The sequence below is a fragment of the Coprococcus sp. AF51-11b1 genome (assembly GCF_027682785.1).
Taxonomy (GTDB): domain Bacteria; phylum Bacillota; class Clostridia; order Lachnospirales; family Lachnospiraceae; genus Allocoprococcus; species Allocoprococcus comes.
In genome coordinates this window covers 136,551-160,184 of sequence record NZ_JAQCZB010000001.1, presented here as the reverse complement: position 1 = coordinate 160,184, position 23,634 = coordinate 136,551, and the positions used below count along the sequence as shown (strand labels likewise).

Annotated in this window: 32 protein-coding genes; 25 read left to right on the top strand and 7 right to left on the bottom strand. The window is 43.9% G+C overall.

The window, feature by feature from the left end; translation table 11 throughout:
* Positions 1 to 62: 62 nt before the first annotated feature.
* Genes PGY05_RS00800 through PGY05_RS00790 form a run of 3 tightly spaced genes read left to right on the top strand, consistent with a single transcriptional unit; the run spans position 63 to position 1,233 of the window.
* Complete coding sequence (locus tag PGY05_RS00800) at positions 63 to 425, top strand: hypothetical protein (protein WP_055296647.1); 363 nt, start codon at positions 63 to 65, stop codon at positions 423 to 425.
* A gap of 51 nt (positions 426 to 476) precedes the next feature.
* Entirely contained in the window at positions 477 to 698 is a 222-nt protein-coding gene (locus PGY05_RS00795) for a DUF896 domain-containing protein (protein ID WP_055157151.1), read from the top strand.
* Entirely contained in the window at positions 676 to 1,233 is a 558-nt protein-coding gene (locus PGY05_RS00790; RefSeq protein WP_173826136.1) for a 5-formyltetrahydrofolate cyclo-ligase, read from the top strand. Before PGY05_RS00795 ends, PGY05_RS00790 begins: the two co-directional genes overlap by 23 nt.
* 127 nt (positions 1,234 to 1,360) lie before the next feature.
* Here PGY05_RS00790 and PGY05_RS00785 read toward each other — a convergent pair whose 3' ends face one another.
* Positions 1,361 to 1,840 (bottom strand): S-ribosylhomocysteine lyase, encoded by a 480-nt coding sequence (locus PGY05_RS00785; RefSeq protein ID WP_270475155.1) that lies wholly within the window; start codon positions 1,838 to 1,840, stop codon positions 1,361 to 1,363.
* Positions 1,841 to 2,236: 396 nt separating this feature from the next.
* On the opposite strand from PGY05_RS00785, the gene PGY05_RS00780 reads away from it, so the two are divergent.
* Positions 2,237 to 2,869: a histidine phosphatase family protein gene (locus tag PGY05_RS00780; RefSeq protein WP_118199164.1), complete on the top strand. Its 633-nt coding sequence runs from the start codon at positions 2,237 to 2,239 to the stop codon at positions 2,867 to 2,869.
* A gap of 153 nt (positions 2,870 to 3,022) precedes the next feature.
* Here PGY05_RS00780 and PGY05_RS00775 read toward each other — a convergent pair whose 3' ends face one another.
* Positions 3,023 to 4,024, bottom strand: coding sequence for a LacI family DNA-binding transcriptional regulator (locus tag PGY05_RS00775; protein ID WP_270475154.1), 1,002 nt, complete (start codon positions 4,022 to 4,024; stop codon positions 3,023 to 3,025).
* A 208-nt stretch (positions 4,025 to 4,232) separates the two neighbouring features.
* Here PGY05_RS00775 and PGY05_RS00770 point away from each other — a divergent pair, with 208 nt between their 5' ends.
* Both PGY05_RS00770 and galT read left to right on the top strand, forming a co-directional pair.
* Positions 4,233 to 5,516 (top strand): galactokinase, encoded by a 1,284-nt coding sequence (locus PGY05_RS00770; protein ID WP_022220631.1) that lies wholly within the window; start codon positions 4,233 to 4,235, stop codon positions 5,514 to 5,516.
* Between the two features lie 142 nt (positions 5,517 to 5,658).
* Positions 5,659 to 7,149: a UDP-glucose--hexose-1-phosphate uridylyltransferase gene (galT, locus tag PGY05_RS00765; RefSeq protein ID WP_334304101.1), complete on the top strand. Its 1,491-nt coding sequence runs from the start codon at positions 5,659 to 5,661 to the stop codon at positions 7,147 to 7,149.
* Positions 7,150 to 7,292: 143 nt separating this feature from the next.
* Here galT and PGY05_RS00760 read toward each other — a convergent pair whose 3' ends face one another.
* Positions 7,293 to 8,933, bottom strand: coding sequence for an ABC-F family ATP-binding cassette domain-containing protein (locus PGY05_RS00760; protein ID WP_117558663.1), 1,641 nt, complete (start codon positions 8,931 to 8,933; stop codon positions 7,293 to 7,295).
* Positions 8,934 to 9,110: 177 nt separating this feature from the next.
* Here PGY05_RS00760 and PGY05_RS00755 point away from each other — a divergent pair, with 177 nt between their 5' ends.
* Positions 9,111 to 9,968 carry a patatin-like phospholipase family protein gene (locus tag PGY05_RS00755; protein WP_118219050.1) on the top strand — a complete coding sequence of 286 codons (858 nt, stop codon included), beginning with the start codon at positions 9,111 to 9,113 and terminating at the stop codon, positions 9,966 to 9,968.
* 12 nt (positions 9,969 to 9,980) lie between these two features.
* A complete protein-coding gene (locus tag PGY05_RS00750) occupies positions 9,981 to 10,385 on the top strand; it encodes a secondary thiamine-phosphate synthase enzyme YjbQ (protein WP_008370619.1) in 405 nt (134 codons plus the stop codon).
* Position 10,386: 1 nt separating this feature from the next.
* Here the strand turns inward: PGY05_RS00750 and PGY05_RS00745 are convergent, their stop codons facing one another.
* From PGY05_RS00745 to PGY05_RS00735, 3 genes are all read right to left on the bottom strand, one after another.
* The gene (locus tag PGY05_RS00745) at positions 10,387 to 11,121 is read right to left on the bottom strand and encodes a tRNA pseudouridine synthase A (RefSeq protein ID WP_270475152.1); all 735 of its coding nucleotides are present in this window, start codon (positions 11,119 to 11,121) and stop codon (positions 10,387 to 10,389) included.
* Between the two features lie 63 nt (positions 11,122 to 11,184).
* Complete coding sequence (locus PGY05_RS00740) at positions 11,185 to 11,487, bottom strand: hypothetical protein (RefSeq protein ID WP_195368524.1); 303 nt, start codon at positions 11,485 to 11,487, stop codon at positions 11,185 to 11,187.
* Between the two features lie 2 nt (positions 11,488 to 11,489).
* On the bottom strand, positions 11,490 to 11,624 hold the full coding sequence (locus PGY05_RS00735; protein ID WP_270475151.1) for a hypothetical protein: 135 nt from the start codon (positions 11,622 to 11,624) through the stop codon (positions 11,490 to 11,492).
* A 402-nt stretch (positions 11,625 to 12,026) separates the two neighbouring features.
* Between PGY05_RS00735 and PGY05_RS00730 the strand changes: the two genes are divergently transcribed.
* A complete protein-coding gene (locus PGY05_RS00730) occupies positions 12,027 to 12,158 on the top strand; it encodes a hypothetical protein (RefSeq protein ID WP_270475150.1) in 132 nt (43 codons plus the stop codon).
* 66 nt (positions 12,159 to 12,224) lie between these two features.
* Here PGY05_RS00730 and PGY05_RS00725 read toward each other — a convergent pair whose 3' ends face one another.
* Positions 12,225 to 12,503 (bottom strand): hypothetical protein, encoded by a 279-nt coding sequence (locus tag PGY05_RS00725; RefSeq protein ID WP_022220624.1) that lies wholly within the window; start codon positions 12,501 to 12,503, stop codon positions 12,225 to 12,227.
* Positions 12,504 to 12,638: 135 nt separating this feature from the next.
* Between PGY05_RS00725 and PGY05_RS00720 the strand changes: the two genes are divergently transcribed.
* The 16 genes from PGY05_RS00720 to rsmD all read left to right on the top strand — a co-directional run bounded on the left by PGY05_RS00720 (position 12,639) and on the right by rsmD (position 23,633).
* Positions 12,639 to 13,583 carry a S8 family peptidase gene (locus PGY05_RS00720; RefSeq protein WP_270475149.1) on the top strand — a complete coding sequence of 315 codons (945 nt, stop codon included), beginning with the start codon at positions 12,639 to 12,641 and terminating at the stop codon, positions 13,581 to 13,583.
* Positions 13,583 to 13,927, top strand: a complete 345-nt coding sequence (ylxM, locus tag PGY05_RS00715) for a YlxM family DNA-binding protein (RefSeq protein ID WP_008370603.1) — start codon at positions 13,583 to 13,585, stop codon at positions 13,925 to 13,927. The genes PGY05_RS00720 and ylxM overlap by 1 nt, the downstream gene beginning before the upstream one ends.
* A 1-nt stretch (position 13,928) precedes the next feature.
* A complete protein-coding gene (gene ffh / locus PGY05_RS00710; protein WP_008370602.1) occupies positions 13,929 to 15,293 on the top strand; it encodes a signal recognition particle protein in 1,365 nt (454 codons plus the stop codon).
* Between the two features lie 79 nt (positions 15,294 to 15,372).
* Complete coding sequence (rpsP, locus tag PGY05_RS00705; RefSeq protein WP_022220623.1) at positions 15,373 to 15,618, top strand: 30S ribosomal protein S16; 246 nt, start codon at positions 15,373 to 15,375, stop codon at positions 15,616 to 15,618.
* A gap of 23 nt (positions 15,619 to 15,641) precedes the next feature.
* Positions 15,642 to 15,872 carry a KH domain-containing protein gene (locus PGY05_RS00700; RefSeq protein ID WP_008370600.1) on the top strand — a complete coding sequence of 77 codons (231 nt, stop codon included), beginning with the start codon at positions 15,642 to 15,644 and terminating at the stop codon, positions 15,870 to 15,872.
* Between the two features lie 179 nt (positions 15,873 to 16,051).
* Positions 16,052 to 16,564, top strand: coding sequence for a ribosome maturation factor RimM (rimM, locus tag PGY05_RS00695; protein ID WP_008370599.1), 513 nt, complete (start codon positions 16,052 to 16,054; stop codon positions 16,562 to 16,564).
* A gap of 24 nt (positions 16,565 to 16,588) precedes the next feature.
* Positions 16,589 to 17,359, top strand: a complete 771-nt coding sequence (gene trmD, locus PGY05_RS00690; protein WP_055157163.1) for a tRNA (guanosine(37)-N1)-methyltransferase TrmD — start codon at positions 16,589 to 16,591, stop codon at positions 17,357 to 17,359.
* Between the two features lie 98 nt (positions 17,360 to 17,457).
* Complete coding sequence (gene rplS, locus PGY05_RS00685; protein WP_008370594.1) at positions 17,458 to 17,805, top strand: 50S ribosomal protein L19; 348 nt, start codon at positions 17,458 to 17,460, stop codon at positions 17,803 to 17,805.
* Positions 17,806 to 17,873: 68 nt separating this feature from the next.
* Positions 17,874 to 18,467 carry a signal peptidase I gene (gene lepB, locus PGY05_RS00680; RefSeq protein WP_008370592.1) on the top strand — a complete coding sequence of 198 codons (594 nt, stop codon included), beginning with the start codon at positions 17,874 to 17,876 and terminating at the stop codon, positions 18,465 to 18,467.
* Positions 18,468 to 18,481: 14 nt separating this feature from the next.
* Entirely contained in the window at positions 18,482 to 19,339 is an 858-nt protein-coding gene (gene ylqF / locus PGY05_RS00675) for a ribosome biogenesis GTPase YlqF (RefSeq protein WP_008370590.1), read from the top strand.
* Positions 19,332 to 19,907, top strand: coding sequence for a signal peptidase I (lepB, locus tag PGY05_RS00670; protein WP_270475148.1), 576 nt, complete (start codon positions 19,332 to 19,334; stop codon positions 19,905 to 19,907). The genes ylqF and lepB (PGY05_RS00670) overlap by 8 nt, the downstream gene beginning before the upstream one ends.
* Complete coding sequence (locus PGY05_RS00665) at positions 19,900 to 20,661, top strand: ribonuclease HII (protein ID WP_118219058.1); 762 nt, start codon at positions 19,900 to 19,902, stop codon at positions 20,659 to 20,661. Before lepB (PGY05_RS00670) ends, PGY05_RS00665 begins: the two co-directional genes overlap by 8 nt.
* Before the next feature lie 41 nt (positions 20,662 to 20,702).
* Positions 20,703 to 21,080 (top strand): YraN family protein, encoded by a 378-nt coding sequence (locus tag PGY05_RS00660; RefSeq protein ID WP_022220621.1) that lies wholly within the window; start codon positions 20,703 to 20,705, stop codon positions 21,078 to 21,080.
* Between the two features lie 61 nt (positions 21,081 to 21,141).
* On the top strand, positions 21,142 to 21,999 hold the full coding sequence (gene pgeF, locus PGY05_RS00655) for a peptidoglycan editing factor PgeF (protein ID WP_270475147.1): 858 nt from the start codon (positions 21,142 to 21,144) through the stop codon (positions 21,997 to 21,999).
* Positions 22,000 to 22,002: 3 nt separating this feature from the next.
* A complete protein-coding gene (locus PGY05_RS00650; protein WP_195502718.1) occupies positions 22,003 to 22,902 on the top strand; it encodes a mechanosensitive ion channel family protein in 900 nt (299 codons plus the stop codon).
* Positions 22,903 to 23,057: 155 nt separating this feature from the next.
* Positions 23,058 to 23,633: a 16S rRNA (guanine(966)-N(2))-methyltransferase RsmD gene (gene rsmD / locus PGY05_RS00645; protein WP_270223227.1), complete on the top strand. Its 576-nt coding sequence runs from the start codon at positions 23,058 to 23,060 to the stop codon at positions 23,631 to 23,633.
* Position 23,634: the final 1 nt, after the last annotated feature.

Sequence of the window (23,634 nt, the reverse complement as noted above, 5' to 3'; positions counted from 1 at the left end):
TCCCCCATAATGAATAAAATCCTCCAAGCAGACCAATACTTGTAGAAAAAGGAGTGTTCCTTATGGAAACAAGATATCATATTGGTCTTTTAACGGGGACTCTTCTGATTCTTGCGATCTTATCTTATGCATATTATGCAGATTATAATTACAGGAAAGAAATTGCAAGGACAGAACAGACGGAGCAGCAGGAAACAGAACAGACAGTCAGCACTCAGGGTGGCGCACACAAAGAAGGGGTGTATTATCTGAAAAACCGCAACGGATATGTGATTGTTTATCTGGACGACCAGACAAGTATTTATGAATATACGAATATCCGTGTCGAAGAGCTTCCGGAAGAACTGCAGAATGAGATCCGGGAGGGAAAGCGGTTAGAGGGAAAAGACAAGCTTTATGGGTTCCTGGAAAATTATTCCAGCTGATTAAAAAGATAACATTATTATATAGGAAAACAAAGAAGGGACAAAAGAAAAATGGAGACAGCAAAAATTGAACGCATTAATGAATTATATAGAAAATCAAAAGCAGAAGGACTGACAGAGGAAGAGAAAAAAGAACAGCAGATTCTCAGACGGGAATATGTAGATGCATTCAAAAGAAATCTTCGTGGACAGCTTAATAACATTTCAATCAAGGAGAAGGATGGATCCATTACAAATCTGGGTGAGAAATATGGACAGAAAAAAGGAAATTAGGGCAAAATTTCTGAAAATGAGACAGGCACTTCCAAAAGAAGAGGTTCGGGAGAAGAGCCTGCGGATCATGAGACGCATTGAAGAGACAGAGACATTTAAAAATGCAGACAACCTTCTTGCGTATATTGATTTTCGTGGAGAGGTGGCAACCGGAACACTGATCGAGAAGGCATGGGAGCTTGGAAAAAAGGTCTATGTGCCACGGGTAGCGGGAAAAGAGATGGAGTTTTATCGGATACATTCTTTTGAGGATCTGGAAAAGGGGGCTTATGGCATCCTGGAGCCGAAAAAAGAATGCCCTGTTTATAAAGCCGGAGAAGGGCAGACTACACTGGCAATCCTGCCGGGAAGTGTTTTTGATGAAAAAAAGAACCGTGTCGGTTATGGCGGTGGATTTTATGATCGTTATTTTGAAAAACGGAAAGATATCTGCCGGATCGCAGCTGCTTATGAAATGCAGATCGTAGAAGAAATTGAGACCGAAGAATTTGATCTTCCGGCAGATTATGTTACAACGGAAGAGAGGTTCTGGTAGAAATTCCGGAAGTGTATCATAGAGAGTTTTGATTGAAAACAGGAATGGGAGCAAACATACAGGAACATTTGAAGAAAATCAATGGATAGTATGTTTGGCTCCCATTTTCAGGTTCATATAGTAAGGCTTATTCAGGATAAACCAGCTGTTTTTCTGTAATATTTTCCAGAACCTCAGTCAGATATCTTTTTGCCATATAATTTGCCATCGGAAGGTTCATGTCCAGATAGTTTCCGCAGTCTTTTGCAGCAGCTCCCGGTACGTCCCCATTGAAGTCTGCGATAAAAGCAAACATTTCTTTCATCAATGGAACGATATCTTTTGATTCATAATCACCTACAAGAAGAAGGTAGAAGCCGGTACGGCATCCCATTGGTCCAAAGTAAAGTGTTTTTGATGCGTAGTCCCTGTGGTTACGAAGGAAGGTTGCACCAAGATGTTCGATGGTGTGAACCTCTGCAGTATTCATAACCGGTTCTTCATTCGGATTGGTCATGCGGATATCAAAGGTTGTAATGACCTGTTCGCCGGCACAATCCTTACGTGAGACGTAAAACCCAGGAACAAGCTTCAAATGGTCTATTGTGAAACTGGTAATTTTCTCCATAATCAAGTATCTCCTTTTTTGTACTACGTTTATTATAAGATACCAGGGTAAAAAGGTCAGAAAGCCGATGCAAGCTTGCTTGCAAGAGGTTTTTTGACATCTTGACCCGCCAAAAACATGAGTAAGTAGCCATTTTTCAAAGAAAAATGAGCGGATTACGAATGTTTTTGAGGATTGCGAGAGTGCAAAGCACGTAGCAATCTGGTATCAAAGGGGTCAAAATATCTTTTGACCCCAACATCATTATAACTGTCATAAAGTTTAATAACAAGCCTTTTGGTGGAAGAAAGGTGAAAAATGTGCTATAATCGTTACTGTTAACTCCCGTGCCAATCGCTATGCTGACTGGCACGGAGGATGCGTGTGTTTTTAATGATAGCAGGAGGAAGCTAAGAGATGAAAATATATATGATCCGTCATGGAGAGACGGACTGGAATAAAAAAAGAAAATTACAGGGACAGGTGGATATTCCGCTGAATGAATTTGGAAAACTACTTGCAAAAGAGACGGCTCCGGCACTCGCAGATGTTCCATTTGCGGTCTGTTACACAAGCCCGCTGAAAAGGGCGGCAGAGACGGCACGGCTCGTCCTGGGGGACAGGGAGGTTCCGATTGTTCCGGATAAGCGGATCCAGGAGATGAGCTTTGGAGAATTTGAGGGACTTTGCTGCAGAGAAGAGGGATGGAATATTCCGGATCCGGGATTTCGCAACTTTTTTAATGCACCGGAAGTGTATCAGCCGCCAAAAGGAGGGGAATCCTTTGAAGAAGTGCGGGCACGTCTGAAAAATTTTCTGGAAGAGCTTTATCAGAAAGAAGAGCTTCAGGATAAAAATGTACTTTTATCCACACATGGTGCAGCACTTTGCGGGATTCTGAGCCTGATGAAAGGTCTGCCGATTTCCGGGTACTGGCAGCAGGGGGTACATAAGAACTGTGCGGTATCAATTGCGGAAGTGAAAGATGGGAAAATAGAAATTTTACAGGAAAATGTGACTTATTATAAAGAGTCAGTGCAGGACTGGTAAAAAGTTATTTGATGTCCTAAAGGCTTTCTGATGAATTGTTTAATAAAAAACTCCCATCCGGAGAAATGTGAGCTAATTATAACTCATTTCTTCTCCGGATGGGAGCTTTTTGATGTTAGATAAAATTCATTGGTATATTTAGACAGATATGAGCTATTTTTCAATCGCTTTACACGAATTTCGGACAATCAGCTTACACGGCAGTTTGATCTTAAGTGCAGGTCCCGGATGCTCCCTCAGGAGATGCTGCAGAATAGAAGCTCCGTACATTCCCATATGATAAGCTGGCGCACTGACCGTTGTCAGCGGTGGAGCAGAAAACTGTGCCATATTGATATCATCAAAGCCTACGATGGAAATATCCTCCGGAACACGGATCCCGTGTTCGGTAAAGGCTTTGATCGCACCAAAAGCGATCGGATCACTTGCTGCAAAGATCGCCGTCGGCAGCTTGCCGCCGTTAATCAGATTGCATGCCATCTCATAACCGGAAGAAATCCGGAAGACACCCTCCTGGATATAAGGCTCATAAATTAGATCGTGTGCATCACAGTAATCAATAAAGACTTTTTTCCGGTAATCCGGATAGAGATGATTTTCGCCGATATATTCTTTTCCGGTAAAAAAACCGATCTCCCGATGCCCGATCCCGGTCAGATAATCCAGAGCCTCTGTAACTGCTTCACCGAAATCCGGAATAATTGTGGAAATCCGGTCATCGTTTACCGGCATATCCAGGAACAGGATGCACGAATTCATCTCATACAGATAAGAAATTTCCTCCTGACTGAATTTGCCGATACAGATCAGACAGTCTACATCCTTCAGAACGTCCATGTAATTGATGTCGCTTTTGTAGGTACGCACGATCTGGATATTGTGTGAGAGGCAGTAATCTTCAATTCCCTGACGGATCAGAAGATAATAATTATCCTCCAGTTCCTGCTGGGAAGAGAACCACTGAATGATCCCAAGGGTAAAAAGTGATTTGACAGAAGGACGTCCGCGCTTTACATAATGCAGCTCTCTTGCAGTATCCAGTACTTTCTGTCGGGTTTCCGGTGAGACATTGAGCGTCTCATCATTATTCAGTATACGTGAAACTGCTGCGGCAGAAACACCGGCAGCAGAAGCAATATCTTTGATTGTTGCCATAAGCGGCCCCCTTGTTAAAAAATTTCTGATTCTTCTATTATAACAGAGGAGTAAAAAAATGGAAAGTGAAAGAATTATGTAGAACTGTACAAAAATTCACTAGTAAATTTATTAAAATATTTAGTAAATATATATTGCAAATTTACTAAATATATTTTATAATACAATTATCAAAGCAGAATCGAAAATGTATTTGGAGGAAATGAAGATGAAACAGCTTACAAAACTTATGGAAGAAATGAAACAGGGCGTGTACCGTGATACATTAAAAGATATTTATATTGATGAAAGTGTGATTGCACATCAGGAAGAACGCTATGTAAAAGCGATGGCAGAGTATCAGAAATTGTATGGGGACAGAGAAGTAGAAGTATACAGCGCACCGGGACGAAGTGAAGTTGGTGGAAATCATACAGATCATCAACACGGAATGGTGCTTGCAACCTCTATTAATCTGGATGCGATCGCAATTGTAAATAAAAATGAAGATATGACCGTCCGTGTGGTATCTGAAGGATATGATATGATCGTTATCGATGCGAATGATGTAGAAAAGGTTGACAAAGAAGAAGGGACATCTATCGGACTGATCCGTGGCGTACTTGCAGGACTGAAAGAACGCGGATACAAGATTGGTGGATTCAATGCTTATGTGACAAGTGATGTGCTGATCGGAGCAGGACTTTCCTCGTCTGCTGCATTTGAAACAATCATTGGAACCATTGTTTCCGGACTTTACAACGATATGCAGATCAGCATGGTAGAGATTGCACAGATTGGTCAGTATTCTGAAAATGTTTACTTTGGAAAGCCAAGTGGTCTGATGGACCAGACAGCCTGCGCGGTTGGTGGACTGATCCACATTGATTTCAAAGATCCAAAGGCTCCGGTTGTAGAAAAAGTAGATGTAGATTTTGAAAATCATGCATGCAGTCTGTGCATCGTAGATACCAAAGGTTCTCATCAGGATCTGACACCGGATTATGCACAGATTCCGGCGGATATGAAAGCTATTGCAACATATTTTGGAAAAGAAGTTCTCCGTGACGTAGATGAAAAAGAATTTTTTGCAGCGATCCCGGCACTCCGCGAGAAGCTTGGAGACCGTCCGGTGCTTCGGGCTATGCATTTCTTCGGTGATAATGCGAGAGTTGCAGCACAGGTTGCATCCCTTCGCGAAGGAAGATTTGAAGATTTCCTTAATATGATAAAAGCATCTGGAGATTCCTCTTTCAAATATCTTCAGAATGTATATACTAACCGTGACGTGCAGAACCAGGCAGTATCCATTGCCCTTGCAGTCAGCGAAAATGTACTCGGAAACCATGGAGTATGCCGTGTGCATGGAGGCGGATTTGCCGGAACCATTCAGGCATTTGTGAAGAATGATTTTGTAGAAGAGTACAGAAAAGCATTGGATGCAGTATTTGGAGAAGGATCCTGCCACGTATTAAAGGTTCGTAAATATGGCGGAATGAAAGTAATCGCGTAAACGAAAATATGCTAGCTGTCAAGGTTAGACATAAATACAGATTTTAGTTTGCTATCTGAATAAATAAAGGATTCGGTGTAAAAATGTGCCGCATTGAAAACGGATGGATATAAGACGAGCAAAAAGATTTGGAGGAAGAAAAATGATCGATCAGGCAATTACAGAACTGGTACAGTATGGATTAGATACGGGGCTTGTAGCACCGGAAGATAAAATATTTGTTACCAATCAGATTTTAGAGGCACTTGGGCTGGAGTCTTACGAGGAGACACTAGGAAGCAGAGGTGCAGAGGAGTTGGAACAGATTCTGAAGGAGATTACAGATTATGCAGTGGAAAAAGAACTGATTGCAGATTCAATCGTGTACCGGGATCTGTTTGATACAAAAATCATGGGAAAACTGGTACCGCTGCCGAGCATGGTAAGCCATAAATTCTATGAACTGTATCAGGAAGGACCGAAAAAGGCGACCGATTATTTTTACAAGCTTAGTCAGGACAGCGATTATATCCGAAGATACCGGATTAAAAAGGATCAGAAATGGATCACAGAGACACCATATGGGGAGATGGAGATCACCATCAATCTGTCCAAACCGGAAAAAGATCCGAAAGCGATCGCGGCAGCAAAAAATGCCGCGCAGAGCGGTTATCCGAAATGCCAGCTGTGTAAGGAAAATGAAGGCTACGCCGGTCGCGTCAATCATCCGGCAAGACAGAATCACCGGATCATTCCGATCAGGATCGATGGAAAAGACTGGGGATTCCAGTATTCACCGTATGTGTATTACAATGAACACTGCATCGTTTTCAACGGAGAGCATGTGCCGATGAAAATTGAGCGTGCAACCTTTGCAAAGCTGTTGGATTTTGTCAGCCAGTTTCCACACTATTTTGTTGGTTCCAATGCAGATCTTCCGATCGTAGGAGGATCGATCCTAAGCCATGATCATTTCCAGGGTGGAAATCATGAATTTGCAATGGCAAAAGCTCCGGTTATTAAAGAATATGTGATTCCGGGGTATGAAGATGTGCGCGCCGGAATGGTAAAATGGCCAATGTCTGTTATCCGTCTGCAGTGCAAAGACAAAGAACGTCTGATCAGCGCAGCTGACCATATTTTAATGTGTTGGAGATCTTATACAGACGAAGCAGCATTTATCTTTGCCGAGACGAACGGAGAACCGCACAACACGATCACTCCGATCGCCAGAATCAGGGATGGGTATTTTGAGCTGGATCTTGTTCTCAGAAATAATATTACGACAGAAGAACATCCGCTTGGCGTTTACCATCCGCATGCAAAATTACATCACATCAAGAAAGAGAATATTGGTCTGATCGAGGTGATGGGACTTGCAGTGCTGCCGTCAAGACTGAAAAGTGAGATGGAACAGCTTGCAGATGCAATCCTTGAAGGAAAGGACATCCGCAGCAATGAAGTGCTTGAAAAGCATGCAGACTGGGTAGAAGAATTCCTTCCAAAATATACAGACATTACGAAAGAAAATATTATGGACATTCTCCATGAGGAAATCGGACAGGTGTTTAACCAGGTGCTGGAAGATGCTGGTGTTTATAAGCAGACAGAAGAAGGCAGGGCAGCATTTGAGCGGTTTGTTGGAAGCCTGTAATATAGAGCAAAAAAAGAATATAAAAAGATAAAAAAGGACTAAAACTTGGGTGTCGGACCGAACTTCAATTGTTCGGGGGGACTACCTGAGTTTTAGTCCTGATTTATTATACATCAGCACAAATGTACCGACAAGATAAATTCTTAGTCATCCTGTTCTTCTGTATTCAGATCCAGGATTGCCTGTCTCTTAGAAGCTCCAATATTATTTTTCAAATATTCATCGTAAGTTGTCATCTTATCGATCATTGAACCATCCGGAAGGATTTCCATAATACGGTTTGCTGTCGTTTCAACGATCTGGTGGTCTCTTGAAGAGAACAGAAGTACGCCAGGGAACTTCTTCATTCCATTGTTGAGTGCAGTGATGGATTCCATATCCAGGTGGTCAGTAGGCTCGTCGAGGATCAGTACGTTGGCACCGGAGATCATCATCTTGGATAACAGACAGCGTACCTTTTCCCCACCGGAAAGAACTTTAACCTTCTTTACACCGTCGTCGCCGGCGAAAAGCATTCTTCCAAGGAAACCTCGTACATAGGTAACATCCTTTTCTTCCGAATACTGAGTCAGCCATTCTACGATGGTATCGTCATTGTCAAATTCTTTTCCACTGTCTTTCGGAAAATATGCCTGTGTAGTGGTGATTCCCCATTTATAAGTACCTTCATCCGGCTCCATTTCTCCGATCAGGATCTGGAAGAGAACAGTTTTGGCAAATTCATTTCCACCGACAAATGCAACTTTGTCGTCCCGGTTCAGTGTGAAGGAAAGATTGTCCAGGATTTTTTCCCCGTTGATGGTTTTGGATAAGCCTTCGACCATCAGAACTTCATTACCGATCTCGCGGTTCGGTTTGAAATCGATGTAAGGGTATTTACGGCTGGATGGGCGGATCTCATCAAGCTGGATCTTTTCCAGGGCGCGCTTACGGGAAGTTGCCTGACGGGACTTGGACGCATTGGCGCTGAACCGGGAAATAAAGTCCTGTAACTCCTTGATCTTTTCTTCTTTTTTCTTGTTGGCTTCTTTCATCTGACGGATCAGCAGCTGGCTGGATTCGTACCAGAAGTCGTAATTACCGGCGTAGAGCTGGATCTTACCGTAATCGATATCGGCAATCTGTGTGCAGACCTTATTCAGGAAATAACGGTCATGGGAAACAACAATAACGGTATTGTCAAAGTTGATCAGGAATTCTTCCAGCCATGCGATCGCATCCAGATCCAGGTGGTTGGTAGGCTCATCCAGAAGAAGAATATCCGGATTACCAAAAAGTGCCTGTGCAAGAAGGACTTTGACCTTCTGTGCACCGGTCAGCTCGCTCATCATATTGTAGTGAAGTTCTGTCTCGATTCCAAGTCCGTTCAGAAGAGATGCGGCATCAGATTCTGCTTCCCATCCGTTCAGGGTTGCAAATTCTGCTTCCAGTTCACTTGCCTTGATCCCGTCCTCGTCTGTGAAATCTTCTTTGGCATAGATCACTTCTTTTTCCTTCATGATCTCGTAAAGACGGGCATTTCCCATGATTACGGTATCGAGAACCGGATACTGGTCGTATTTGAAGTGGTCCTGCTGCAAGAAAGAAAGACGCTCACCTGGTGTGAGGATGACTTCTCCGCTGGTCGGTTCAAGCTGCCCGGAAAGGATCTTAAGAAATGTAGATTTTCCGGCTCCGTTCGCTCCGATCAGACCGTAGCAGTTGCCTTCTGTAAATTTGATATTTACATCTTCAAACAAGGCTTTCTTCCCTACGCGGAGGGTGATATTACTTGTACTAATCATAAAAATTCTCCTTATTCAAATAGAATTATCGTTTCAATTTTTGCATTACGTTCATTATGGTAACATGACTGCACAATTTTCGCAAGAGAATAAGCATTAACATAAGGAAGAATTTGTGGTATACTTATAAATCATACACGAAATATACAGCATGGTAGGACGAAAGGAGCGAGTGTTTTGACAGAAGCAGGACTGGTGTTGGAAGGCGGTGCAACAAGAGGTGTATTTACTTCCGGCGCATTGGATTATTTGATGGAAAAAGATCTGTATTTTTCATACGTGGTCGGTGTATCGGCAGGTTCCTGTAACGCAGTCGATTATGTCTCAAAGCAGATCGGCCGGACAAGGGACTGTATGATCCACAGAGGAAAGGAATACAGCTATTATTACGGACTTAAAGATTTCGTAAAAGAAAGAAGTCTTCTGGATATGGATATGATATTCAATAAATATCCGAATGAACTCTTTCCGTTTGATTTTGATACTTATTTTTCAAATGGAATGACCTGTGAGATCGTGACAACCAATTGTCTTACGGGAAATGCCGAATATATGACCGAAGAGAACGACAGTGACCGGCTGATGAAGATTTGCCGCGCCAGCAGCAGTATGCCACTTGTATGTCCAATCGTAAATATAGACGGGATTCCGTATCTGGATGGTGGACTTGCCGATTCCATTCCGGTAAAGCATGTGCAGGAAAAGGGATTGAAAAAAATAGTTCTCATTTTGACGAGACCGGAAGGCTACCGTAAAAAACCAACTTCCAAAGCGGTCGGTAAGTTATACCGGAAGATGTACAGCAAATATCCGGCACTTGTCCGCACCTGTATCCGAAGACCGGTGATGTATAACCGGACAGAAGAATACATAGAAAAGCTGGAAAAAGAAGGAAATATCTTCGTCCTTCGCCCGGAAATGAAGCCGGTATCCAGACTGGAAAAAGATTATGATAAGCTGATGGCTTTCTACGATCATGGCTATGAAATGATGAAAAAAGAGCTTCCGAGACTCGAAGCTTATCTGGAAAAATAAGGAGGTGTGCATATGCATCTGTACGAACATCAGATTGCGACAAACGCATCGCAGCAAATGACAAAGGTAACAGAAATGGTAAGGGAAGACATCGAAAGAAGCGGTGTAAGAGAAGGAATTGCTGTGATCTTCTCACCACATACGACAGCCGGATTTACGATCAATGAGAATGCAGATCCGGATGTGGTGCATGATATGTTGTGTGGCTTTGAAAAAGTATTTCCGGCAGAACAGTTCTTCTACCAGCATGCAGAAGGAAATTCGCATGCACATATGAAGACGACGGTGGTCGGACCGTCACAGACGCTGATCATCCATGATGGAGAGATCGTCTTTGGCATCTGGCAAGATCTGTATTTCTGCGAGTTTGACGGACCAAGAAACCGTACCTTTTATGTGAAGATCATCGAAGGATAGATTAACGGAGTTGTACATCCGTCAGGGTGAATGCATGCGAAGGACAGGCAGGAGCTGCTGATTCTACACCAGCGAGAGTCAGCGTAGTTCCGTCTGTCTTTTTTTCTTTTCCAGCTGTGAGAATGGTACCGGCAAGAAGCTGCGGCATATGCCGGAGAAAACTATTTGCAGTCAGCTGAATCTGTATCAGTTGGTTTTCGCGGTTAATTTTGATCGTTTCTACAGTGCGCACTGTACTTTTTCTGGTACGTCCGTTTGAAAATGCGGCAAAGTCATGCGTACCGGTAAGAAGCTGCGCTGCCTGCTGCATGGATTCCAGGTCAAGAGACTCGGTTACAACACAGGTGTACGGACGGGAAAATAATGCTGCGGCAGGATCTGTGGCAATCCGGCAGGTATAGGTACAGCTTTTTACCGCGAGAGAAGCCACAAAACGTTCATCTGCGATTTCCAGCGAGGTGACTGCAATATCCGCCGGAAGAGCTGCGTTTAATTTCATTTTTAACAGTTCTGTATTGTCTGAAAAAGATTCTTTTTCTAATTGAAAACTTACAATCTGGTGTGTTGCGTGAACACCCGGTTCCGTCTTTACGGCAGCAAAAAGCTGTGTGGACTGTCCGGTTACATCTCTGATCGCCAGTGTAAGCTTTGATTCGATACTGGTGCTTTTTTTCTTTGTGGAAAAGCCCGGATAGCGGCTTCCGTCGTATTCTATGGTAAGTTTGATCGTTGTCATAAGCGCCTCCTGAAGTGCATTTCTGCCGTTCATTATAGCATTGATTGTCGGGCAAGGCAATTTTTATTGCCTTCCGGATCTTGGTGGCTGTTTTCCTGCCTGTATTGTCCGGATCATCTGCACCATCTGGTCGATCTGTGCCTGCTCCTGTTTGCTTTTCCCTTCTTTGATCGCTGAAAGAATCAGCGAAATCTCATCAGGGGTAAACCGGATTCCCCGTTTATTCGCACCGGTGATCAGTGACATCATCACCGGGACCAGTGCTTTCCCGTTTTTGCCTCCGGCTTTCAACGCTGCTGTCCGGATCAGCTCCTGTTTCAGCGGATCCAGATTCGCAAGATCCGGATGCTCCATCCATTCGTTCATTTTCATCCATCCTTTCTGCCTGAAATCCACTCATCATATCCGTCATATCCTGTGCTGCCTGAAATCCATTCATCATATCTGCCATATTTGCAGGATCTCCAAAGTCCATCTCTTTCATCATTTCCATCATTTGCCATATTCCGGAAAAGGAATCGAACATTTCTCTTTTTTCAGGAGAAAGATAGGGTACAACTGCTTCAAACATGCTGCCCGGATCTTTCTCCTGCTTTCGTAGCCGCCCTCTGCGATTATGATAATAAGGAGGTTGGAAACAGTAAAAGGCATTCATAAGTTCCGTAAGTTTCACATAAATGCCAGCTATACGCTGAACGTGATCGGGCAGATAGGGAAGAATGATTTTGACAAGTTGTAGAAAATCATTCGTGAGAGACTCGTCAAATGGCGTCATGACAAGGGGCGGTTTCTTTTCCATATGTCCTCCACGGTTCAGCGTTATAAATATATATGTAAAGAAGACGGAAAATATGAGATCCACATATAATAAAGCAAAGGAAGAACTAATGGAAGGATTTTGTTAAATGAGCAGCCGGATTATTATTGATGGGAATGCGATCTACGAAGTGGATGAAGAATGTTTGCGAAAGAAAAAGGAAAAGGAGCCGGAAGAGGAACACGAAAAGCAACAGGAGAAGCGCAAAAACAAAACATAAAAAAGGCGGGGATATAATTTGCCCCGCCTCTGGTCTGTCTGAACGAATAAGATCTGAGTTTCGTAACTAGCAGCCACATCCGCCGTTGCCACAGCCGTTTCCACATCCGCATCCATTACCGCATCCGTTGCCGAATCCGTTACCGAATCCGCCACAGCAGCAGAGAAGAAGGATGATCCACAGGCAGCTGTCATTTCCACATCCACATCCGTCGCCATTGCGTCCCCATCCACCACAGCAGCAGAGGAGAAGAATGATCCATACGCAGGAAGACATTCCGCAGCCACATCCACAGTTATCCATAGAATTTCCACATCCGCAGTTTGTTGCACTTAATTCACTCATATTTGATAGCCTCCAGTAAGGTTTCTTTACACTTCATCATATGTAAGGAGGCATGTCAGTGTTTCAAAAAAGTTCTGAAGAAATTGGCATCTGATTTCGGAAAGAATATTCTAATAGAAAAAGGATATTTTAAATATGAAAGATTTGAAACGGAAAATCCACTACTGGTGTTCGGATACAATGCGTAACAAAATCACTGGAAAGGGCGTCGTTTGTGCCGTTCTGGATACAGGGATCACACAGCACCCGGATCTTGCCGGCCGCATCGTGGGATGGAAGGACTGTGTACAGGGGAAGAAAACCATATATGATGACAACGGACACGGAACCCATGTGGCAGGAATTCTTGCCGGAAATGGAAAAAGCGGAAGAGGCCTGTACAGCGGAATGGCACCGGAGGCGCAGATCTTTGCTGTCAAGGTGCTGAATCAGAGAGGTGGTGGAAAAATCCGGGATGTGATAAACGGGATCCGGTACGTGTTGTTAAAACAAAAGGAAATGAAGATCCGGATCGTCAATATTTCGATTGGAACTCTTCCTCATAAGAAGGATCCGGAAGATGAATTGTTCCTGTTCTGGGTAGAACGGCTCTGGGATGCCGGTCTGGTAGTCGTAACGGCGGCAGGAAACAAAGGACCCAAGGAAGGGAGCGTCACGATACCGGGAAACAGCCGGAAGGTGATCACAGTTGGGGCGGATGAAGAACTGGGAAAGAAATATTCCGGCTGTGGGCCGACCGGAGATTGTATTAAAAAACCGGATCTTGCCGTGCCGGGGAATCGGATCTATTCCTGCAATTACCTGTATCCGGTGCGGAGCCCTTATGCCTATATTCCGAAAACCGGGACTTCTATGGCAACTCCGGTAGTGTCCGGGGCAGCGGCTCTGGTTTTGCAGAAATACCCGGATATGTGTAATCTGGAACTTAAATACAGACTGTGGAATTCCTGTGAAAAGGGCAGGTATTATGACCAGAGACAGGGACATGGGAACCTGCATGTAGAAAAACTTCTTGAATGTCAAGAAAAAATACTTGACACCAATGAAAATCTGTTATATGATAGCACAGGTGATAAGTGATGGACGAGATTTTAAAGCAGACATTATTATATGATTTTTATGGTGAGCTTTTGACAAAACATCAGAAAGAGATTTATGAACAGGCAGTTCTTGAAGATTATTCGCTCAGCGAGATTGCAAGAGATGCGGGGATCAGCAGACAGGGTGTTCATGATATGATCCGGCGCTGTAACAAGAGTCTAGAGGATTATGAAGCGAAGCTGCATTTGGTGGAGAAGTTCATGTCTGTGAAAAAAAAAGTCCATGAGATCGATCTGCTTCTTGAGAATTATGAAGAGCAGGACGAAAAAGAATTGATAAAGAAAGTGAAAAAGCTTTCGGGAGAGATCATAGAGGAGTTATAACATGGCATTTGACAGTTTGACAGAAAAACTTCAGAACGTATTCAAGAATTTAAGAAGCAAGGGACGACTTACAGAAGATGATGTAAAAGCGGCTCTGCGTGAAGTTAAGATGGCTCTTCTGGAGGCAGATGTTAACTTCAAAGTTGTCAAAAATTTTGTAAAAAGTGTGCAGGAGCGTGCAGTCGGACAGGATGTGATGAGCGGACTGAATCCGGGACAGATGGTGATCAAGATCGTGAATGACGAGCTGGTGAATCTGATGGGCTCTGAGACAACGGAGATTAAATTCCAGCCGGGAAGCCAGAAGACGGTCATTATGATGATGGGTCTTCAGGGAGCAGGTAAAACAACGACCACAGCAAAGCTTGCAGGAAAGTTCAAGCTGAAAGGTAAGAAGCCTCTTCTGGTAGCATGTGATGTCTACAGACCTGCAGCTATTAAACAGTTGCAGATCAACGGAGAGAAGCAAGGTGTGGAAGTGTTCTCCATGGGAGATAACCAGAAACCGGCAAATATCGCTAAAGCAGCACTGGAGCATGCTGAAAAGAATGGCAACAATGTGATTATTCTGGATACTGCAGGACGTCTTCATATTGATGAAGAGATGATGGAAGAACTGCAGGAGATTAAGAACACGGTCGAGGTTCATCAGAGTATTCTCGTTGTCGATGCAATGACCGGTCAGGACGCCGTGAATGTTGCAGAGAACTTTAATGAGAAGATTGGTATAGATGGAGTAATCGTCACAAAGCTTGACGGCGATACCAGAGGTGGTGCGGCACTTTCAATCAAGGCAGTCACCGGATGCCCGATCCTTTATGTGGGTATGGGTGAGAAATTATCAGATCTGGAGCAGTTTTATCCGGATCGTATGGCTTCCAGAATCCTTGGTATGGGGGATGTACTCAGCCTGATCGAGAAAGCCGGCGAAGAGATCGACGAAGAACAGGCACGTAAGATGACAGAAAAACTCAAAAAGTCGCAGTTTGATTTTGAGGACTATCTGGAAAGTATGAAACAGATGCGCAAGATGGGCGGTCTTGGAAGTATCATGAATATGCTTCCCGGACTTGGCGGCATGGGTGGTCTTGGTAAAGGCAAGATGCCCGATATTGATGCGGATGATGCGGAACAGAAGATGGCAAGAGTCGAAGCAATCATTTATTCCATGACGATCAAGGAACGTCAGAATCCGGACATTATCACTCCGCAGAGAAAGCGAAGAATCGCAGCAGGAGCCGGAGTTGACATTTCGGAAGTCAACAAGATGATGAAGCAGTTCGAGCAGATGCGCAAGATGATGAAGTCTTTCCCGGGAATGATGGGCGGGAAAGGTAAAAAAGGCAAGTTCAAGATGCCTTTCTAAAGGAGATATATTCCGCAGACCATGCGTGATATATAGATAAACTATTATAAATACAAATTGTTTTATGGAGGAAAGTAAAATGGCAGTAAAAATCAGATTAAGAAGAATGGGACAGAAGAAAGCTCCTTTCTATAGAATCGTTGTTTCTGATTCTAGATCACCAAGAGACGGAAAATTCATCGAAGAAATCGGAACATACGATCCAACTCAGGATCCTAGCGTATTCAAAGTAGATGAAGAAGCAGCTAAGAAATGGTTAAACAACGGTGCTCAGCCTACAGAAGTAGTTGGAAAAATCTTTAAGGCAGCAGGTATTGAAAAATAGGTTGCTTCGCGGAGGTGCGAGTGATGAAAAATTTAGTAGAAGTAATTACGAAAGCACTTGTGGACAATCCTGAAGGCGTCGTGGTTACGGAAAAACAGGAAGGCAAGACTACCGTGATCGAAGTACATGTCGCAGATAATGATATGGGAAAGGTGATCGGTAAGCAAGGCCGAATTGCGAAAGCAATCCGTTCCGTTGTAAAGGCAGCCGCGGCCAAAGAAGACAAAAAAGTCGTGGTTGAAATTATGCAATAGCATAAAAATAAAACGCAGGTAAATTTATTTTTATCTGCGTTTTTTATCATGCCTTAGTATGCAAGTGAAGCTGCCAATGACAGATTCACTGTATCTGGGGATGGAGAAAAAGTCGCTTCAAAAGACTAAAACAGAATTTTTCGGTGTAAAGTTTATCTTATGCTAAGAAAGGACAAAGTATGCAACAAAATGATTACCTGCAAGTTGGCGTGATCACATCTACCCACGGAATCAAAGGTGAAGTTAAAGTATTTCCGACAACGGATGATCCAAACCGCTTCCGTGCTCTGAAAGATGTGGTTCTTGATACAGGAAAAGAACAGATTCCCCTTGAAATTGAAGGTGTAAAATTCTTTAAACAGTATGTGATTCTGAAGTTCAAAGGGATCGATAACATAAATGATATTGAAAAATACAGAAAGATGCCGCTTCTTGTATCTCGTGAGAATGCCGTGGAACTGGAAGAGGATGAGTATTACATGGCAGATATCATTGGCATGGATGTCTACACTGAGGACGGTGAAAAATTCGGTGTCCTGGAAGATATTATGGAAACCGGTGCGAATGATGTCTATGTGGTATCGACAGAGGCGCACACAGAGGTGCTTCTTCCGGCAATCCATGACTGTATTCTGGATGTAGATACTGAGAATAGGAAAATGACTGTTCATCTGATGGACGGACTGATTTAAGCGACAGAATAGTAGGAGAACAATATGAGATTTGATATCATGACGCTTTTTCCGGAGATGGTGATGAACGGTCTGGAAACCAGTATTATCGGAAGAGCCGTGAAGAATAAAATTCTTGAGATTGAAGCCTGGAATATCCGGGACTACGCATTTAACAAGCACAGCAGTGTGGATGATTATCCGTATGGCGGCGGCGCAGGAATGCTGATGCAGGCAGAGCCGGTTTACCAGACCTATCTTGCCATTCAGGAAAAAGCAGCCCTCCCGGAAGGAAAGAGACCACGTGTGATTTATCTTTCCCCGCAGGGGAAGCCGTTTAACCAGAAGATGGCAGAAGATTTTGCGAAAGAAGACGAACTGGTGCTTTTGTGCGGACATTACGAAGGAATCGATGAACGTGTGCTGGAGGAGATCGTAACGGATTATGTGTCAGCCGGCGATTATGTACTGACAGGCGGTGAACTTCCGGCAATGATGATCGTGGATGCGGTATCCCGCCTGATCCCGGGTGTTCTGCATAATGATGTATCTGCCGAATTTGAGAGTTTTCAGGACAATCTCCTGGAATATCCGCAGTATTCCAGACCGGAGATCTGGCACGACAGGCAGGTTCCACCAATCCTTTTATCCGGTCATCATGCCAATGTCGAGAAATGGCGCAGAGAGCAGTCAGTGATCCGTACTGCAAAATGGCGTCCGGACCTTCTGGAAGACGCAGAGCTTACCATGAAAGAAAGAGAACTTGCAGAAGAGATTATAGAAAATCGAGAAAAAGACTTGAAAAATGAAGAATAATGTGTTAATATATAGCACGTTGTGATGAAAACAGAGATGGTCCTCTGATACGATAGAAAAGCGTATTAAGAACGTCAAAATATGAAGGAGGTTCACACATGAACGAAATTATTAAGAACATTGAAGCAGCTCAGTTAAAAGAAAATGCTCCGGAATTCCACGTAGGAGATACTGTAAAAGTTTATGGTAAGATCAAAGAAGGAAACCGTGAGAGAATTCAGGTATTCGAAGGTACTGTATTAAAGAGACAGGGCGGCGGAGCAAGAGAAACATTTACAGTAAGAAAGAGCTCTAACGGAATCGGCGTTGAGAAGACATGGCCGCTTCACTCACCAAACGTTGAAAAAGTAGAAGTTGTTCGTAAAGGTAAAGTAAGACGTGCAAAACTGAACTACTTAAGAGATCGTGTAGGTAAGAGAGCAAAAGTTAAAGAATTAGTAAAATAGTAAATGCTTAAAGAGGGACAAATACGACAGGTACTTGTCCCTTTTGCTAATATAGGATATGATAACAGATGAGACATAGAAAAAGAAAAGAACTCAGATTTGACAGAAAGCATAGAAAACATATCAATTTGAAATGGATTCCCGAAGTATTTGGATGGGTATTCCAAATTGTGCTCGTCTGCCTGTGCGCATTTGTGTTTGTGTGGTATTTCGGGCATCAGATCAGTAATATCGGAGAGTCCATGAACCCGGTGATTCGGAATGGGGATGTGGTTTTGGTAAACCGGATCGTATATGATGCCAGTACACCGAAGCGTGGAGACATTATCGTGTTCAAACCAAAGGGGAATGAGAACCTTCATTCCTATATTAAAAGGATTATCGGACTTCCGGGCGAAAGTGTTGAGATCAGGGATGGAGAGATTTATATCAACAACAGAAAGCTGAATGAAAAGTATGAGACTACTGCAATTGCAGATACAGGTATTGCCAGTGAGAAGATCGTTCTCGGTGGAGATGAGTATTTTGTCCTTGGCGACAACCGGGAGAGCAGTGAAGACAGCCGGATGGCTGATATTGGAAATGTAAAGCGTTCCGAGATTGAAGGGAAAGTATGGTTTATCCTTTCCCCGAAAGACCGTTTCGGACTGCTTGGTAAATAGAAGGAGGAAACTGGATGAATTTTCAATGGTATCCGGGGCATATGACAAAGGCCAAAAGGATGATGCAGGAGAATATCAAACTGATCGATCTTGTGATCGAACTGGTTGATGCAAGAGTTCCGATGAGCAGCCGGAATCCGGACATCGATGAACTTGGAAAGAATAAAGCAAGACTGATCCTGCTCAATAAGGCAGATCTTGCAGATGAGAAGCAGACAGAAGAGTGGATCGGCTATTTCCGCGGAAAAGGATATTCGGCAGTTAAGGTTAATTCCCGTAAAGGCGGTGGGATTAAGTCTATTCAGGGAGTAATCCAGGAAGCATGTAAAGAAAAGACAGAGCGTGACCGTAAGAGAGGGATTCTGAACCGTCCGGTCCGTGCGATGGTAGTCGGAATCCCGAATGTCGGAAAGTCTACTTTTATCAATGCACTTGCCGGAAAAGCCTGTGCAAAGACCGGTAACAAACCGGGTGTGACCAAAGGAAAGCAATGGATCCGTCTAAACAAGAACGTAGAGCTTCTCGATACACCGGGAATTCTCTGGCCGAAGTTTGAGGACCAGCAGGTGGGACTGCGCCTTGCATTTATCGGGTCGATCAAGGATGAGATCATGAATCTGGAAGAGCTTGCGGCGGAGCTGATCAGCTTTATGCAGGATGCTTATCCGGGTGTTCTTGCTGAGAAATATACGATCAACGAAAAGCAGAACAGCTACAGTGTATTGGAAGCAATTGCTGAGAGCCGCCATTGTCTGGTGCGTGGAAATGAATTAGATACCGCAAAAGCAGCTGGTATGCTGTTGGATGATTTCCGAAATGGAAGACTCGGAAGGATCACACTTGAATTTGTAAAGGAGTATACAAATGAGTAAGGAAGACAACAAGGAAGAAGCCCCGGAGCAGGAGCAGAGTATATGGAGATCACTGGGAGGAACTCTTCTGTATCTTCTGGTCATTGTTCTGCTGACATGGGTGATCGTCACCTTTGTCGGACAGCGCACAAAAGTAGACGGTCATTCAATGGAGCCGACACTTTCAGACGGAGATAACCTGATCGTGGATAAGCTCAGCTACCGCCTCCGCGATCCGGAAAGATATGATATTATTGTATTCCCTTACCAGCATGCAGAGAATACCTATTATATCAAACGTATCATTGGACTGCCCGGTGAGACTGTGCAGGTGATCGATGGATATATGTATATTAATGGCAAAAAGCTGGATGAACATTATGGTGCAGAGGTGATGGAAGATCCGGGAATTGCAGCAGAGCCGATTAAACTGGGAGATGATGAATATTTTGTCCTGGGAGATAACCGGAATCACAGCTCGGATAGTCGTGTAGCAAGTGTGGGTGTACTTACCCGTGATATGCTGATCGGGCGTGCCTGGGTAAGAATTTATCCGTTCAACAAAATCGGAGTGATAAAGCATGAGTAAAGAAAGTATCAAAGAGATCGACAGCCGTTTAAAAATGGCAGAGGATGCCGAAAGGGAGCAGCTGATGAAGGTCTATGCGCCGGATGACAGAGCTGGTGTGCAAAAGCTTCTGGAAAAGTACAGAAAGCAGAAGGAAAAGCTGCTTGCCGAAAAAGAGCGCCTTGCGAAAATGCGTCAGTACGAAGAAAAATATGCTGACTATGCGTTTATCTGTGGAATTGACGAGGTGGGAAGGGGACCACTTGCGGGTCCGGTGGTTGCAGGAGCCGTGATCCTGCCCAAAGAGTGCGAGATCCTTTATATAAATGATTCCAAGAAGCTTTCCGCAGCAAAAAGAGATGAGCTTTATGATGAGATCATGGACAAAGCAGTTGCGGTAGGTCTCGGGATGGCTTCCCCTGCAAGGATTGACGAGATCAATATTCTGCAGGCAACTTACGAAGCCATGCGTCAGGCGATTGGCAATTTGAAAGTCAAGCCGGATCTGCTTTTAAATGATGCAGTTACCATTCCGGAGGTTGTGATTCCACAGGTTCCAATCATCAAGGGAGATGCGAAAAGCGTATCAATCGCTGCAGCAAGTATTGTGGCAAAGGTAACAAGAGATCGTCTGATGGAAGAGTATGATAAGGTACTTCCGGGATATGGATTCGCGTCCAACAAAGGTTATGGATCAGCAGAACATATCAAAGCGCTTCAGACGCTTGGACCGACACCGATCCACAGAAGAAGTTTTATCGGACACTTCGTATAAAAATCCGTCAGAACAGGTAGAAGATCAGATCCAAAAGGCGATTGGAGAATGAAAAAAACCGGCGAAGGACCGGTACAAAATATGAAAAAATAGCAGGTGAATTTCTGGAAAAGCAAGGATATCGGATACTGGAGTATAATTTCCGCTGCCGTTATGCGGAGATTGACATTGTTGCAAAAGACGGAGAATATCTGGTCTTTTGTGAGGTGAAATTTCGCAAAACAGGAGGGCTTTCGGCTGCTCTGGAGGCGGTATCTGTGCCCAAACAGATGCGCCTGTCCGGAGCGGCCGTTTATTATCTGATGAAGAACGGCTGCACAGAGATACCATGCCGCTTCGATGTAATAGGAATCGCGGGGAATAAGATTTCTTTGCGGAAAAATGCATTTGAGTACTGCGGAGATTTTGGAATTGTATGAGTTATGATACCGGGGAAAGGCAAATGGCTGCCTGCAGATATCACAATACGGGAGAGTACAGATGAAAATAGGATTAAAATATAAAAACGAGGAGCATATCTTTGACGAATGCATAAGTGCTGGTGTACCATTTCTCAAATATCCGATCCTTGAAAAGGAAGGGCTTGTAGAACATGGAATTTCGACCAGACTTGGAGGAGTGAGTGAAGGTTTCCTGGGAAGCATGAACCTGAGCTATACCAGAGGGGATGATCCCGCGCATGTGGACGAGAATTACAGAAGAATAGCAGCTGCAATCGGCGTGAAGCCGGAGCATATGGTCTGCACGCATCAGACCCATACGACGAACGTACGGATTGTGACAAGAGAAGATGCTGGCAAAGGTGTTACAAGAGAAAAAGATTACACAGATGTAGATGGACTGATCACAAATATACCGGGGATCTGTCTGGTGACATTTTACGCGGACTGTGTACCGCTTCTGTTTCTGGATCCGGTGAAAAAGGTGGTAGCATCCAGCCATTCCGGCTGGAGAGGCACCGTGAACCGGATGGGACAGGTGACGGTTGAAAAGATGCAGAAAGAATTCAATTGTGATCCAAAGAATATCCTTGCCTGTGTGGGACCGTCCATCTGTCAGGAATGCTATGAAGTCAGTGAAGATGTGATCGATATGTTCCGCGCAAATTTCAGAGAGTCTGAATATGACCGTCTGTTCTATGCCAAGGAGAATGGAAAGTTCCAGCTGGATCTCTGGAAGGCAAATGAACTGGTTCTCACAGATGCAGGGATCAGACCGGAACATATGGCGGTTACTAATGTGTGTACCTGTTGCAACCCGGAGCTTTTATTTTCCCATCGCGCATCCAAAGGAAAGAGGGGGAATCTTGCAGCATTTATTGCACTGAAGGAGGGATAAAACATGCTTTTGACACAGACAGCCGCAGGAAGTGAGGTAGAGGCGACCGTGCAGGATACGGTGGATACAATCACCGGATTTAACAAATTCATTCAGGAGAAAGGTCCGGACCTGATTGCGTTTGGAATCCGGATTCTGATGGCGCTGCTCATATTCATCATCTGCCATAAGGTGATCAACTGGATCCGCAAGATTACGCGGGCATCCATGGAACGCGCCAATTCGGATACCGGTGCAAGACAGTTTGTGGATTCTCTGTTGAAATACGGACTTCATATTCTGCTGTTTCTGGCAATTATCAATTCGCTCGGTGTAGAATCTGCATCGATTGCAGCAACGGTTGCATCGGCAGGCGTGGCAGTTGGTCTTGCCCTGCAGGGAAGTCTTTCCAACCTTGCCGGTGGGATGCTGATTTTATTTTTGAAGCCTTTTGTTGTCGGGGATTATATTATAGAAGACAGCCATGGCAATGAAGGAACGGTCAAAGAGATCCAGATCTTCTACACTAAGCTTGCCACCATTGACAACAAGACGATCATTGTGCCGAATGGAACACTTGCCAACACAAGCCTTACCAATGTGACGGACAAAGATTACCGTCAGCTGGATCTGAAGGTGGATATTGCATATGAAGCGGATCTGCGCCTTGCCAAGAAACTGCTGCAGGGACTTGTAAAAAATGATCCGTCCGTCATCCAGAGTATGGAACATAATGTCTTTGTAAATGAGCTTGGGAGCAGTTCAGTGGTGCTTGGTGTCCGTGCATGGGTAAAAAGTGAAGAGTATTGGCCGACAAGATGGCGGATGCTGGAAAATATCAAGTTGACACTGGATGAAAATCATATTGATATTCCATATCAGCAGATCACTGTCCATCAGGCACATATGGAGTTGGAAAAGTAGAGCTTTGTATCTGAAAAAAGACAGATATAAAAAATGTATCTGGTAAAATACAAGCGGGGAAATTGACAAAATAATCACAAATAAGTATAATATGTTGTCAGGGTTAAAAGACAAAACACCCTATGTTTTGAAATGATGGAGTAGTTTCTGACATCATAAATCAGGAGAACGATAAGATGAGAGTCATAGCAGGGAAAGCCAGAAGAATACCACTTGTGACGGTAAAAGGAATGGAGACACGTCCGACAACCGACAGAACCAAAGAAACCTTATTCAATATGATCGCACACGGACTCTGCGACTGTACATTTCTGGATCTTTTTTCCGGAAGCGGGGCAATCGGGATTGAGGCGATCAGCCGAGGTGTAAAAAAGGCGGTTTTTGTGGAAAACAATCCGAATGCAATCCAGTGCATTATGGAGAATCTGAAAAAGACACAGCTTGCAGACCAGGCGGAAGTAATCCGGGAGGATGTGTTTTCGGCACTTCGCAGGCTGGATGGAAGAGAAAAATTCGATTATGTGTTTATGGATCCACCATACAACCATATGCTGGAAAAAGAGGTGCTTACTTATCTTGCAAAATCAGACTTGCTGGAAAAGGATGCACTGATCATCGTGGAAGCATCTTTGGCGACTGATTTTTCTTATTTGGAGGAACTTGGTTTTTTAATGATCAAACAAAAGAAATACAAGACCAATATGCATGTATTTATATCTGTGGAGGAGTAGA

Coding starts and splice junctions, on each gene's coding strand:
- PGY05_RS00740 (WP_195368524.1), bottom strand. CDS start 11,487: ATGAACGAATGGATGGAGCATCCGGATCTTGCGAATCTGGATCCGCTG.
- lepB (WP_270475148.1), top strand. CDS start 19,332: ATGAGTAAGGAAGACAACAAGGAAGAAGCCCCGGAGCAGGAGCAGAGT.
- PGY05_RS00650 (WP_195502718.1), top strand. CDS start 22,003: ATGCTTTTGACACAGACAGCCGCAGGAAGTGAGGTAGAGGCGACCGTG.
- ffh (WP_008370602.1), top strand. CDS start 13,929: ATGGCATTTGACAGTTTGACAGAAAAACTTCAGAACGTATTCAAGAAT.
- PGY05_RS00790 (WP_173826136.1), top strand. CDS start 676: ATGGACAGAAAAAAGGAAATTAGGGCAAAATTTCTGAAAATGAGACAG.
- PGY05_RS00760 (WP_117558663.1), bottom strand. CDS start 8,933: ATGATTAGTACAAGTAATATCACCCTCCGCGTAGGGAAGAAAGCCTTG.
- lepB (WP_008370592.1), top strand. CDS start 17,874: ATGAGACATAGAAAAAGAAAAGAACTCAGATTTGACAGAAAGCATAGA.
- PGY05_RS00800 (WP_055296647.1), top strand. CDS start 63: ATGGAAACAAGATATCATATTGGTCTTTTAACGGGGACTCTTCTGATT.
- PGY05_RS00735 (WP_270475151.1), bottom strand. CDS start 11,624: ATGGCAAATGATGGAAATGATGAAAGAGATGGACTTTGGAGATCCTGC.
- PGY05_RS00720 (WP_270475149.1), top strand. CDS start 12,639: ATGAAAGATTTGAAACGGAAAATCCACTACTGGTGTTCGGATACAATG.
- PGY05_RS00750 (WP_008370619.1), top strand. CDS start 9,981: ATGCATCTGTACGAACATCAGATTGCGACAAACGCATCGCAGCAAATG.
- PGY05_RS00795 (WP_055157151.1), top strand. CDS start 477: ATGGAGACAGCAAAAATTGAACGCATTAATGAATTATATAGAAAATCA.
- PGY05_RS00665 (WP_118219058.1), top strand. CDS start 19,900: ATGAGTAAAGAAAGTATCAAAGAGATCGACAGCCGTTTAAAAATGGCA.
- PGY05_RS00780 (WP_118199164.1), top strand. CDS start 2,237: ATGAAAATATATATGATCCGTCATGGAGAGACGGACTGGAATAAAAAA.
- PGY05_RS00770 (WP_022220631.1), top strand. CDS start 4,233: ATGAAACAGCTTACAAAACTTATGGAAGAAATGAAACAGGGCGTGTAC.
- PGY05_RS00785 (WP_270475155.1), bottom strand. CDS start 1,840: ATGGAGAAAATTACCAGTTTCACAATAGACCATTTGAAGCTTGTTCCT.
- galT (WP_334304101.1), top strand. CDS start 5,659: ATGATCGATCAGGCAATTACAGAACTGGTACAGTATGGATTAGATACG.
- trmD (WP_055157163.1), top strand. CDS start 16,589: ATGAGATTTGATATCATGACGCTTTTTCCGGAGATGGTGATGAACGGT.
- ylqF (WP_008370590.1), top strand. CDS start 18,482: ATGAATTTTCAATGGTATCCGGGGCATATGACAAAGGCCAAAAGGATG.
- PGY05_RS00745 (WP_270475152.1), bottom strand. CDS start 11,121: ATGACAACGATCAAACTTACCATAGAATACGACGGAAGCCGCTATCCG.
- PGY05_RS00775 (WP_270475154.1), bottom strand. CDS start 4,024: ATGGCAACAATCAAAGATATTGCTTCTGCTGCCGGTGTTTCTGCCGCA.
- rplS (WP_008370594.1), top strand. CDS start 17,458: ATGAACGAAATTATTAAGAACATTGAAGCAGCTCAGTTAAAAGAAAAT.
- rpsP (WP_022220623.1), top strand. CDS start 15,373: ATGGCAGTAAAAATCAGATTAAGAAGAATGGGACAGAAGAAAGCTCCT.
- PGY05_RS00730 (WP_270475150.1), top strand. CDS start 12,027: ATGAGCAGCCGGATTATTATTGATGGGAATGCGATCTACGAAGTGGAT.
- pgeF (WP_270475147.1), top strand. CDS start 21,142: ATGAAAATAGGATTAAAATATAAAAACGAGGAGCATATCTTTGACGAA.
- PGY05_RS00725 (WP_022220624.1), bottom strand. CDS start 12,503: ATGAGTGAATTAAGTGCAACAAACTGCGGATGTGGAAATTCTATGGAT.
- ylxM (WP_008370603.1), top strand. CDS start 13,583: ATGGACGAGATTTTAAAGCAGACATTATTATATGATTTTTATGGTGAG.
- PGY05_RS00700 (WP_008370600.1), top strand. CDS start 15,642: ATGAAAAATTTAGTAGAAGTAATTACGAAAGCACTTGTGGACAATCCT.
- rimM (WP_008370599.1), top strand. CDS start 16,052: ATGCAACAAAATGATTACCTGCAAGTTGGCGTGATCACATCTACCCAC.